Here is a 12882-nt window from a genome sequence, read left to right on the forward strand (position 1 = left end):
TCATTTGCAGATTTCTTTTGTTATTCTCTTTTTTCTACTAATTTAGATAAGTAGATAGAACCAACCGTTAATAAAATTACTAATAATGATGCTATTAAAAACTCTTTACTAAAGACATTTGTACTTGTAGCTCCGAAGTTTAAAAACACTACTGTTCCTGGAATTATTCCAAGTACACTCGCTATCATATATTTTGTTAAACTTATATTAGTTAAACCATATCCATAATTTATCATATTATATGGCACTAAAGGAATAAGTCTCAAAATTACTAGACTCATCATCAACTTCTCATCACCAACATTAAAAATTCTATCATGTTGCTTCGGTGTCATTTTTTTCTTAAGGTAGTTTTTCACCCATTCGCGTCCAAAACGACGAGAAATTACAAACATAATATAACAATTTAATGAAGCTCCAACGAAAGTTAGTAAACTTCCCTCAACAAAACCAAACGCTACTCCACCAGCAACAGCAAGAATCGGTACCGGAAAGAAAAATACCGGTAAGAACATAAACATTAATACATAAATTATTGGTGCTAAAACACCAAAACTTTGAATAAACTCAGTCATTACTCTCCTCCTATTTAAAGTATGCTGATACTTTTTCTAAAAATTCTAATTCAATATATGAAGCTATTTTTTTTAATGTAGTCTCATCCATCAGCATCTTATCATTTTCACTATACTGTCTAAACGCCATACTACACCATGTCACACCTCTTAGACAATTAAATATTAAATACCTTTCAAATCTCTCTCGATCAAAAGTGCGATATTTATTATACTCTTCTAGGAATTCATCAATTTCTTCTTTCGTTAAAATAATATCAGTCTTCCAAAATGTTGTCGTCGGCGCTAGAAAGTGAGCTAAATCTTGTTCACACTCTCCTATTAATGCCTTTTCCCAATCAATAACATAACTATCTTCTTTTCTTTCTCCAATTAAGAAATTCCCTGAATTTAGTTCGGTATTTATAATACATGGATTAGCTATATTATACTTCTCAGGTATAAGAGTTAAACATTTATCTAAGAAAGATTTGACGTAGGTGCTAACCTTATCATCAGCTTTATCCCAAGCTAAATATTCACCTGCCATTTGTTTACATTCATCAAACATAAGTTGGAATGGATTTGCTGCATTGATTAAATTGTTGTCACCATATGGTGTATTGTGTACCTTACTTAATAAATAAGCTGCAATATGCATATCTGTTTTATAATTAAGTGCTCTACCTTCTAAAAACTCCATCGTCAAATATTTATATGGCAGTAAACTTGTTTCCGTCACTAATTTATAAGGTTTTGGTGTAACTCCACTATCTTTCAATAATTGCAGAGTCTCATATTCATACTCTATTTGATTTTTAAGATTCATCTGGCTCTTCATATTTATTCTAAGAACTTTTTTCAAATCTCTATCGTCAAAGATAAAGTTAATATTATATTCTCCTGCACCTAGTAACTTAATATTCTTATAACCTGTTTCCGCAAATAAAAGATCTTCTTTTGTATCTATATCAAGTCCACTTTTACCTAAATAATAACTTAATCCTTGTTCTTTACAAACAGCAAGCAGATTCTCTAAAACACTGTTATCTCCATAACTAGGAAGATCAAATACTTCTTTAATGGCATTCTTCATACCTATTAAAAAATACCCACCGTCAATACTAGGGTTTATAACAATATCAAAATTATCTAATTTCTCAAAAGCAGTATTAATCATATCTTTTTTTAAATTATAGATATCAGAACCTAGTAAAATCACCTTGTCACTAGTTTTTAATTCTTGTTCAATAGCATTATACATCTTGTCACCAAGTGTTTTTCCTTCTTGATAAGAAAATTCTCTATTTTCTAGAATATCCTTCATCGTATTATCCTCACTAATCTGACCATCGTGATAAACTATTACTTCTTCTCCACTTTCTTTTAAAAGTCTATAATTCAACTTCATTAATTTTTTTTGAATTTCGATAGCATTTTCTGGTGAAACAAAGTCATATAACCTTGTTTTTGTTGTACCTACCTTAGGTACTCTTGTAAAAAATATTATTTTGTTTTTCATTTCTGAAACTTTTCCTTTAATTTAATCTCTAAAATTATTCTAAATTTACGATCGATATTATATATAAAAAAGGGGGACTCAATAACAATATTTCTAATTGAAATTTCAATTTTGAGTCACCCTGTACTTTAAATATTAATGATTATGCCCTGAATGATCATCTTTCTTATCTGAAGAGTGATTGTGTCCTTCATGACCTTCCTTATGCTCTGCACCTTTTACTGCGTCACTTGGATCTTTACAGCAATCTGCAATTTCAAATTTATAACTGTGCTCTTTAGTTCCATCAATTGCATTAAATACATTTTTGTATCCTAAATCAATAAGTTTTTGAGCTACTACTGAAGAACTATTACCTGTAGAACTATACACATATATTGGTAATTCTTTGTTTTCTGGTAAAATTGATTTTAAATCATCCAATTTTTTAACATCGATATTTTTAGCACCTGCTGCATGTCCTTTTTCAAAATCAGCTTTATCTCTTACATCTAAGAATACATTGTTTGCAGCTGTATCTAATAATGCATCTTGGAATTTACCACTACTTAATGATGAATATTTTACAAGATCATAACTATAATCTTTTAAATTTTGAGCTCCAGAAACATCTTTAAACCCTTGTTTTGTTAGTTTTTCTATAGCATCTTTTGTTTTATCAGATTTATCACTATAAATAACTACTTTCTTCTCTCTCCATGTACGAATTTCTTCTATACTTTTATCTATTTTTGACAATGGAATGTTAATTGCATGTTTAAGATGCCCTTCTTTATAAGACGCCTCATCTCTTACATCAATAACTAGATAGTTTTCTTTTTCCTTATCGTCTTTTTGAATTTTGTTTAACTCTTCACCTTTCAATTCTTTTGCAGATGAAGTAGTTGAACATCCTACTAAAGCTAATGATAACACTGCTGACATACTTACAGCTAAAAACTTATTATATTTCATTTATCTTCTTCCTCTCCTTATTTAATAAAAGACAAGGTAGTACCTTAAATTTTTTGTGTATTTATGTAGAACCTCGTCTTCTATTAGTATAACTTAAAAATAATTTTTTTCCTAATAAATAATTTTATTTTTTACTCTTTTTTTACAATATTTCTTAGAATTTGTATTCGTGTTCTTTTGTACCATCCCATGCGTTATACACATTTGTATAACCAAGTTCTACAGCTTTTTGTGCTGCTTTTGAAGAACGGTTACCGCTATAGCAATATGTATAAACTGGTGCATTTTTATCTGCCGGTAATAATGCTGCTAGGTCTTTATCAATGTTTTTAACATCAATATTTTTCGCTCCAGCTACGTGCCCTTTTTCATAATCTTTTGCTTCGCGAACATCGATAAATGTTCCTTCTTTTTTGTCAATTGCTGCTTGGAAGTCACTTGCTAATAATGTTGTAAATTTAACTATTTCATAGTCTTTATAATCTTTGACACCTTGTGCATTAGAAACTTTTTTGAATCCTGCTTTAACAAGTTTATCAGCAGCTTCTTTACTTTTCTTACCAGTATTACAAACTGTTACTACTTCTTTATCTTTCCATGCACTTAGGTGCTCTGCATGTTTTTCGATATCAGCTAATGGAATATTAATAGCATGTTTTACATGCCCCTCTTTATATTCATTAGCGTCTCTTACATCGATAACAAGATATTTTTCTTTTTCTTTGTCATCTTTTTCTATTTTATTTAATTCTTCCCCTTTTAGTTCTTTTACAGCAACTGTCCCATTGCTACTGCTTGAGCTACTATTCGAAGCTGAAGAACAACCTGCTAAAGATAAAGATAATACGGCTGCCATACTGACCACTAATAATTTATTGTATTTCATAATTTTAACTCCTTTGTTATTGCTTTCATACATAGTATAACAAATCAAATTCATTCAATCAACATTACAAATTAGAAAAACAAAGAAATATTTTACTTTTTTATCAAAGTTTTAACTTTACATAAAAACAAAATAAAGCCTATAAATAAAACTATTTATAAACTTTATTTAATACCTTATTTTTTTTATACTTTTGTTATATTCAGAAAAATAATAATATTTTTATAACTTGTCTAATTCTGTAAAAAATTGTTTTATATCCTTAACTTTATATCCTGTATAAACTTTTAACTCATCATCAAAATGCCATTTTTTCTCAATCAAGCATGTTTTTAAACCTAATTTCTTAGCTGGTTTTATATCATGATATAATGAATCTCCTATCATCATCGTTTCCTCAAGTAATAATCCTTCAGATTCAAGAACATTTAAAAAAGCTCCTTCTTTCGGTTTACTTATATGAGTTTCTCCTGAAATATATAATTTAAAAACTCCTTCTAAGCCTAATTTTTTCAATTTTAACCTTTGTTCCTGCGACTTCCCATTAGTTAAGATAATCATATTATATTTTTCTTTTAATTTATCTATCCACATATTCACCTCTTCATCAGGTTCTATCAATGCTAAGATAAATTCAAATTGCTTGGCATAATAAAACTTACAATCTTCATCACTTAGTTCCACACCAAGTTTTGACAAAGTTAATTTTAAGCGTTTATTTCTAAGCTCTATCAATCTTAATTTCCCTTGAACTACTTCTTCTGCTAATTTATTATTGATACTCTTATATAATTTAAAAAACTCATCATAGCTAATCAACTTATCATATTCTAAATATTCAAATACTAGTCTATTAGATTTTTTCCATATATTACTAAAATCATATAAAGTATTATCTAAATCAAAAATTAAATTTTTTATCTTAGTCATCAATTTCACCTCCATTCTTAATGATGAATATAATCTATATTGTACATTTGAAAAAGCTAAATTCCAAGTAAAACCACTTGGAATTTAGCTTTTATTTATCTTCTTCTAAATATCTTACTACAGGCCTTGCTTCATAAACTATAGTTCCATCTGGAACACTATGTTTTACTACTGCATTTGCTCCAATTTTAGAATTTTTTCCTATTGTTATATTTCCTAAAACCTTTGCCCCTGCTCCTATCATAACATTATCTCCAATAGTAGGATGCCTCTTTATGGGATCTAATGTAGTTCCACCTAGAGTAGTTCCATGATACATAGTCACATTATCTCCAACTATTGCAGTTTCTCCTATTACTACTCCCATTCCATGATCGATAAATAATCCTTTACCAATTTTTGCTCCAGGATGTATTTCAATTCCAGTCAATCTTCTCGCCCTTTTTGACAAAAGACGGGCCATTGTATGCCATCCTTTTTTATATAATTTATGTGAAAAGTAGTGATAATTTAGAGCTTTTATGTGAGGATATGTAAGATAAATCATTAGTTTCGACTCCGCTGCAGGATCGTCTTTTAAAACTCGATTTAAATTGTAATTTAAATTCTCAAAATAACCCATTACACTTCTACATGTGTAACATCTTCGAAATCAAGGACAGATAAATATTTATCAACCCCATCAGGTAAGATAGTTACAATATTTTTACCAGGGTATTTTTCAGCTGCTTTCTTAGCACCAACTATTGCTGCTCCTGATGAAATACCAATACCTATTCCAGTAGAACGTAAGAAGTTTTTAGTTTCTTCTATTGCTTCATCACTTGTTACTGTAAATATATCATCCATATAGTCTTTTTTGAAGTTTTCTGGAATAAATCCTGTTCCAATTCCTTGGATTTTGTGTGGTCCTCCGTGTCCTTCACTAATAGCTGGTGATTCTGCTGGTTCTACAGCAATTGATAATACTTCTGGTTTATTTTCTTTTAAATATTTAGCAACACCTGTAAATGTTCCTCCAGTTCCAACTCCAGCAACAAAGATATCAATATTAGGTACTTGTTCTAATATTTCACGTCCTGTTGTTTTATGGTGATATCCTGGATTAGCAGGATTATCAAATTGACTTAGAGAAATAGCATTGCTATATTTTCCACGAATTTCTGCAGCTTTTTCGATCGAACCTTTAATTCCTAATTCTTTTGGTGTTAAAATTAATTGTGTTCCATATGCTTTAATAATATTACGTCTTTCAATACTCATGCTTTCTGGCATAATTACCACAGCTTTTAATCCTAAAACAGAAGCTAAAATAGCTACAGCTATACCTGTATTACCACTAGTTGGCTCAACAAGGATAGTATCTTTATTAACCGCACCTTGAGAAATAGCTTCTTCTAACATACCAAGCACAGCTCTATCTTTAACGCTTCCTCCTAGATTATATTTTTCTAGTTTCACAAAAATATTTGTGTTATCTAGTTGATATACGGGTGTGTTACCCACGAATTTTAATGATGATGAAATCATAAAATCCCTCCTCTTCTGACTTTATAATAAATAACTTTTGTTATTTGAATAAAATTATAACATAAGTTCTTAATGAAAATAAAGTAATTAATCTGACTTTTTTTATCGTTTTCATTTCTATTTTATTATTTAATTTTTTAAAAATATGATAATACTAATATCAAATATCTATAAAATTCAAATTTATAATGTATTTAATCTAATAACTATTTATATAAATTACTACAATATCGCTAAAATATATAACTGAAAATAATAAAATAAAAAACATAACAAGTAAAAATAATTACTCATTATGTTTAATTATATTGCTCATATCATCTGGTAAATTTGTACATACATTTACTTTTTCTCCAGAAATAGGATGGATAAACGCTAAGTTACTGCAATGGAGTGCTTGCCTACTTATTAAGCTAACATCTCCACCATACAACTCATCACCCAAAAGTGGATACCCTAAGTATTTCATGTGCACTCTTATTTGGTGAGTTCTTCCTGTATACAGTTTTAGTTTAACAATACTAACGTTATTTTTGAGATTATGTTTTTCTAACCAATATTCAGTCTTGGCATACTCTCCATCTTCTCCTACCTCACGTTCTATAATGCTAGAGCTTACTCGACGTATAGGTGCCTCAATTATTCCATGTTGTTCTATTTTTCCATTTATTAACGCAGTATAATACTTATCTATCTCCATATTACTAAATAATGCGTGAATATGTCTATGTTTAGCTATTAATACTAAACCTGATGTATTTTTATCAAGACGCGTTACTATATGAGGAATTGAATTTAAATTACTTTTTCTAAAATAGTAATTTACTCTTTCTAATAAAGATTCGTCTTCAGCATTTCTAGATGGTATTGAAGGAAGATTAACTCCTTTGTTCACAATTAAAAAATAGTTATCTTCATACACAATATCGATAGGTTTATTTATAAATCTAACAAATTCTCTATAATTTTCACTAGGAAGTGTAATATCTACAATATCGCCTTCTTTTAAGATATATCTAACATTTTCTTCCTTGCTGTTTACTTTTATACTGCCATCATTATCGAACTTTATTCTCGTAAGAGTTTTTCTTGAAATATTGTTTTCCAAAAGAAATTCTCTTAAAACTTGTTCATTTTTAACTACATACTTCAAAATAATATTAGTCATTTTTTATAAATGATCTCTTCACTCGTTGCCAGAAACTATCGTCATTATAACGAATAAAAGAAACTTTCTTATCCTTTGCTAAAGTAATTTTTATTTTTGAAACACTGTCATAATTAAAATGCATATGATCTACTGTAATACGATGATTTTCCTTATCTATCGGTTTAATCATAAGTTCATCATCTTGAGATAATATTAAAGGATTTCCTAATGTTCTATAAACAAGATTATTTAATGCTGCGATTTCGGTCACTTGATACAATGGTAACTGTGGGTGAATTACCGCTCCACCTAGACTCTTGTTATATGCAGTTGAACCTGTAGGCGTACTAATACATAGCCCATCTCCTCTAAAACTTTCAAAGTGCACACCATTAATATACACCTTAGCTGAATATGTGCTTCCAGTATGATTATTAACTGTAATTTCATTTAAAGAATAATAATCTGAAACTAAATCTCCATTTGAACAATATGCTTTTACTCTCAATAAAGGATATTCTTCAATTTTCGGTTTTAAAGCTAACATATCAAAAAAGATTCTTTCGTAATTTTGAACTGAGTAGTCTGTATAAAATCCTAAGTGTCCTGTATGAATAGATAAAAATTTTATATTATCTAAATTATCCATATACTTATTAAATGTTCGTAGCACTGTTCCATCTCCGCCAACGGCAAAAACATAATCAGGATTCTCTTTATCTTCTTTCATATCACTAGATAGAAGAAACTCTTTTAACTTCAAACCTATCTTTTCTGATATCTCGTCTTGTCTGACTTCTACACTAAATTTACCTTCTAACATTTTGATCTTCACCCATCATTTTTTCATAGTTTTCTAACCATACATCTGCAAAATCTGGTGCAAGCGCTCCGTGATTTTTATCAATCCATTCTTGAAGTTTGTTTACATTATATTTTAATATTTTATCTATTTTTTCTCCGTACTGATAACGTGCTTTATTTTGATTATATTCGTCTTCATCTAGTAGGAAATATTTTCCATCTGGATATTTTTTTATATCTAAATCATAGTCAATATATTTTACTCCATCTACGTCATACGCAAATGGGCTACTTAAATTCGAATAATAATGAACGCCATCTTCTCTAAACATGCAAATTATATTAAACCAACATTCATTATGAAAATAAACTAGTGCTATCTCTTTTGTAACCCATGTTCTTCCATCACTTTCTGTAACAAGAGTTCTGTTGTTTGCTAAAATTAGAACTTGTTCATCCGCTTCTAGTACAACATTCTTATGCCAAATTCTATGAATAGATCCATCATGTTTATACGCTATAATTTTTACTACATCACCTTTTTTAGGCTTTTCTCCTCTATACATAGTGCCTCCTTTCATACTCATTTTTAATGTCTTTTTAATTATAACATATTTAATATATTTCATTCTACTGTAATAACTATTTTTTTGTAAATTTCTAAAACTAATGAATCTCTGTTTTTTTAATAACAAAAAAGCAACTTCAAAATTCTTTTTAAAATCAATTTTGAAATTGCTTTTTGTATTTATATTTTACTCGTAATCTATTACCCCTAGAGCAATCTTAGCATATCGTGACATTTTATCTTTTGTCCATGCTGGTTCCCAAACTATATTTACATCTACTTTTTCTATCTCATCAACACCAAGCATTGCTGTCTCAACTTGCTCGATGATAATAGGAGCTAAAGGACATCCCATTGATGTTAAAGTCATATCAACTATAGCGTGCTTATTATCATCACTCATCTTAACATCATACACTAGTCCTAGGTTCATTATATCGATACCAAGCTCAGGGTCTATTACATTTTCTAACGCTTCTATTACTCTATCTTTTAATGTTTCCATTTGTTACACCTCTTCCTTATTCTTAAAAATCATATTCTACTTCTTTTCCGTATTCTTCTTTTAATATTTTTCCTAATTCAGTAATATCTACTTTTAGGCTATTATAATTTGAAGAAATTTTTACTACCTCATCAGTTTCAAAGACTCTATGGAACTATGCTGTATACTCGGTAACTCTACCTTTTGAATCTCTTACATCGCTAAAAGTAATCTTTGAAAATCCTGATAATAATTCGAAATTAAACACCCCTCCATAAAATACTAATGCGTCTTTATATATTAAAACTCTTAAATTTTTATTTATATATTTTGCTTCTCGTATTAAAATATCTACATCATGCTCTGTCTCTGGATATTCAATGAATAATTCTTCATATTCATCTCTAGCTTTTCTAATTTCTTTTATTATAGATCTAATTAAAAATAATGTAACCAAAACAATAAACGCAGGCAATCCATACGTACTTAAATAATATAAAGTTCCAGATACTTTTATATAAACATTAAAAATAAAAGGTTTTTCTTGTAATTTTCTTTTATAATTAACTGTTGTTCTGATTGCTTCTAGTTCTTTAAATACGTCTGAAATTCTACCGTTAATCAAAGTACTATGTCCTTCAGCAGCCTTGAATTTATCTAACAATTCAGAAGAAATATTAGTTCTTCCTTTGCTTCCTTTTTCTTCTATTATATCGATAAGAGAATAAAGATGTTTATCTTTTACATTTATTATTTTCCCCTCTGGTACATCACTACTGTGAATTAATTTCTTAATATCATCTTTTGTAGCCTTTAATATTACAAAACCATGTTCGTGTTGAACCATATAAAATTTTTCATCATTGGCTAGTTTTTCATCTACTATATCTAGTTCTTCTAAAGCCTCTAATTTAATATAAGTATATCCGGAATAATTCCCCGTGAATTGATCACCTTCATTATAAAACGTTTCAGCAGATTTTGTGTAACTATTATATGAAGCTCTAATAGCAATCAAACTAACAAAAACCAAGATTATAGCCAAGAATATTTTTAACCTTGTCCCTCTTAAATAACTTTTCTTCATAACTCCCTTTCACTTCCTTTATTATTTAGTTTCTCTATAATTATACTTATAAATTTCTAAAATATCCTAGTATACTATATTTACATGTATTATCTTAGCATTCTAATATTGTTATATTTTTTATCAAAAATTATATCTTACTGTTTTTCCAAAGGTTTGTTTTAATGTTTTTCCTAATTCGTCAATATCTTCTCTTGAATTTTTATAGTTCGAGCAGACTTTTACTTTTTCATCTGTTTCAAAATTATTGTGGAAGTGTGCTATATAACTTACAACTCTACCTTTTCGAGTTTCTCTATCAAAAGTTACCTTTGAAAAACCTGATAATAATTGGAAATTAAAACCTCTACCGTATAATATTAGTGCATCTTTGTATATTAAAACCTTTAATTTTTTATTTATATATTTTGCTTCACGTACTAAAATATCTAAATCTCGTTCTGCCTCTGGATATTCAATGAATAATTCTTCGTATTCAGCTTTATTTTTTCTAATATTTTTTATTACAGATTTAATTAAGAAAAATGTAATAAGAAGAATTACTACTTCCGCTCCATAAGTTCCGATATAATATCCTTTACCGGGTACTGTTAAATAATAACTAGAAAGAAATGGTTTTTCACGTAATTTACTTGAATAATCATCTATACTTTGCTTTATTCCAACTTCTTTGAGAATATCTGAAACTCTGTTTCCAATTATTAAACTATGCGCTGCAGCATTTTTAAATTTTTCTTTTAATTCTGGGGAAATATTCTTTCTCCCCTTACTACCTCTTTCAAAGGTGGTACTAATACGAGAATAAATATTTTTATCCTTTAAATCTATAATTTTTTCATTTGGTATATCATTACTTTGAATTAATTTCTTAACATCCTCCTTAGAACCTTTTAATATTACAAAACCATGTTCATGCTGAAGCATATAGAATTTTTGATCAGCACTTAGGCTGTCATCTGTAATATCTAATTCTTCCAGAGCTTCTACCTTAATAAAAGTAGTCCCACTACCTTTTTCGAATTGTTTTCCTGCTTTATACTGAGCTTCTGGTGATTTCGTTTTATCATCATAAAGTACTTTGGTCGATGAGATACTTAACAAAACAAACAATATTGCAAAGAATAATGTTAACCTTGTACCTCTTAAATAACTTTTCTTCATAACTCCCCCTCACTCCCTTACTTATTTGGATTTTCTATAATTACAGCTCCGTTTTCTGTTCCTTTTATGCATAGTTTGCACATGTTTAAGAATAGACCATGCTCTACCACTCCAACTATACTTTCAAGTTTTTCTTTTACAGATTTTATATCAAATCCATATCCCAAGTGTAAATCTACAATATAATTATTGTTGTCAGTTATAAGAGTAGCTCCATCTTTTAATCTTAATACCGGATTTAAGCCCGCTTCTTCCATTTTTCTTATAGTATGACTATACCCAAATGGCAATATCTCTACAGGTAGGTTGAAGTTCCCAAGTTTTTCTACATCTTTACTCTCATCATAGATCCAGATTACTTCACGAGCAATATCAGCAACTATTTTTTCTCTAAATAATGCTGCTCCTCCGCCTTTTATCGCATTAAAATCTTTATCAATTTCATCTACTCCATCAACAGCAAGATCAATGTGATCAATCTCTTCTAATTCTTTAATTGTAAGACCCAAGCTCTTAGCTAGTTCAACTGTTTGAATTGACGTTGATACCATTTCTACATTCAATCCTTCTTTTACTCTATCGGCTAGTGCGTGAACAAAATAGAATACAGTCGAACCTGTCCCTAAACCAACGATCATACCATCTTTTACATATTCTACAGCTTTTTTACCAACAACTTCTTTTAGATTCATTTCGGTTCCCCTCTTTATGTATATGTTACTTTTAAATTATTTATATTCTACTAATAAATATTTTTTCTTACCACGTCTAAGTACAGTGAAGTTATCTTCAAGTCTGTCTTTAGCTTCTACAACATACTCTAAATCAGTAATTCTGTCTCCATTAATATAAACAGCTCCATTGTTTACATCTTCACGAGCTTGACGTTTTGATTGAACTAGTTTACTTTCAACTAAGAAGTCTACGATATTATAGTCTTTTTTCTCTAGTTCAGATTTCGGCATACCTTTAACAGCTGCTTTTAATTCATCGTGAGTTAGTTCTTTAATGTTTCCTGAGAATAATGCTTTTGTAATGTTTAATGCACTTTCTAATGCTTTATCACCGTGAACAATTTTCACCATTTCTTCAGCTAATGCTTTTTGAGCAAGACGTAAGTGTGGTTCTTTTTCTGAACTTTCTCTTAATTCTTCAATTTGGTCTTTTTCTAAGAAAGTGAATTTTTTAAGAGCTGGTACTACTTCTGTATCCGCAGTATTGAACCAAAATTGGTAGAATTCATATGGTGTTG

15 protein-coding genes are annotated in these 12882 nt (G+C 29.2%); all 15 read right to left on the reverse strand.

Annotation, left to right across the window (positions count from 1 at the left end):
• Window positions 1-20 precede the first annotated feature (20 nt).
• Window positions 21-575: a TVP38/TMEM64 family protein gene (locus RYK99_RS07875; RefSeq protein WP_314991591.1), complete on the reverse strand. Its 555-nt coding sequence runs from the start codon at window positions 573-575 to the stop codon at window positions 21-23.
• A 10-nt stretch (window positions 576-585) separates the two neighbouring features.
• Window positions 586-2076 (reverse strand): TIGR04282 family arsenosugar biosynthesis glycosyltransferase, encoded by a 1491-nt coding sequence (locus RYK99_RS07880; protein WP_314991593.1) that lies wholly within the window; start codon window positions 2074-2076, stop codon window positions 586-588.
• Window positions 2077-2211: 135 nt separating this feature from the next.
• Window positions 2212-3030 carry a rhodanese-like domain-containing protein gene (locus RYK99_RS07885; protein WP_314991595.1) on the reverse strand — a complete coding sequence of 273 codons (819 nt, stop codon included), beginning with the start codon at window positions 3028-3030 and terminating at the stop codon, window positions 2212-2214.
• Window positions 3031-3184: 154 nt separating this feature from the next.
• Window positions 3185-3916 carry a rhodanese-like domain-containing protein gene (locus RYK99_RS07890; RefSeq protein WP_271965598.1) on the reverse strand — a complete coding sequence of 244 codons (732 nt, stop codon included), beginning with the start codon at window positions 3914-3916 and terminating at the stop codon, window positions 3185-3187.
• A 222-nt stretch (window positions 3917-4138) separates the two neighbouring features.
• On the reverse strand, window positions 4139-4846 hold the full coding sequence (locus RYK99_RS07895; protein WP_314991599.1) for an HAD family hydrolase: 708 nt from the start codon (window positions 4844-4846) through the stop codon (window positions 4139-4141).
• Window positions 4847-4937: 91 nt separating this feature from the next.
• Complete coding sequence (gene cysE, locus RYK99_RS07900) at window positions 4938-5468, reverse strand: serine O-acetyltransferase (protein WP_271987438.1); 531 nt, start codon at window positions 5466-5468, stop codon at window positions 4938-4940.
• Window positions 5468-6376, reverse strand: coding sequence for a cysteine synthase family protein (locus RYK99_RS07905; protein WP_314991601.1), 909 nt, complete (start codon window positions 6374-6376; stop codon window positions 5468-5470). Before RYK99_RS07905 ends, cysE begins: the two co-directional genes overlap by 1 nt.
• 286 nt (window positions 6377-6662) lie before the next feature.
• Window positions 6663-7544, reverse strand: a complete 882-nt coding sequence (locus tag RYK99_RS07910; protein ID WP_314991603.1) for an RluA family pseudouridine synthase — start codon at window positions 7542-7544, stop codon at window positions 6663-6665.
• A complete protein-coding gene (locus RYK99_RS07915) occupies window positions 7537-8349 on the reverse strand; it encodes an NAD kinase (RefSeq protein ID WP_314991605.1) in 813 nt (270 codons plus the stop codon). The genes RYK99_RS07910 and RYK99_RS07915 overlap by 8 nt, the downstream gene beginning before the upstream one ends.
• On the reverse strand, window positions 8336-8896 hold the full coding sequence (locus tag RYK99_RS07920; protein ID WP_314991607.1) for a DUF402 domain-containing protein: 561 nt from the start codon (window positions 8894-8896) through the stop codon (window positions 8336-8338). The genes RYK99_RS07915 and RYK99_RS07920 overlap by 14 nt, the downstream gene beginning before the upstream one ends.
• A gap of 189 nt (window positions 8897-9085) precedes the next feature.
• Window positions 9086-9403, reverse strand: a complete 318-nt coding sequence (locus tag RYK99_RS07925; protein WP_003147395.1) for a metal-sulfur cluster assembly factor — start codon at window positions 9401-9403, stop codon at window positions 9086-9088.
• Window positions 9404-9557: 154 nt separating this feature from the next.
• Window positions 9558-10469, reverse strand: coding sequence for a hypothetical protein (locus tag RYK99_RS07930; protein WP_314991608.1), 912 nt, complete (start codon window positions 10467-10469; stop codon window positions 9558-9560).
• Window positions 10470-10592: 123 nt separating this feature from the next.
• Window positions 10593-11630: a hypothetical protein gene (locus tag RYK99_RS07935; protein ID WP_314991610.1), complete on the reverse strand. Its 1038-nt coding sequence runs from the start codon at window positions 11628-11630 to the stop codon at window positions 10593-10595.
• 17 nt (window positions 11631-11647) lie between these two features.
• On the reverse strand, window positions 11648-12322 hold the full coding sequence (rpiA, locus tag RYK99_RS07940) for a ribose-5-phosphate isomerase RpiA (RefSeq protein WP_314991612.1): 675 nt from the start codon (window positions 12320-12322) through the stop codon (window positions 11648-11650).
• 36 nt (window positions 12323-12358) lie between these two features.
• A partial coding sequence (tyrS, locus tag RYK99_RS07945) for a tyrosine--tRNA ligase (RefSeq protein WP_314991614.1) occupies window positions 12359-12882 on the reverse strand: 524 nt, incomplete at its 5' end.

Source organism: uncultured Gemella sp. (genome assembly GCF_963537375.1).
GTDB lineage: Bacteria > Bacillota > Bacilli > Staphylococcales > Gemellaceae > Gemella.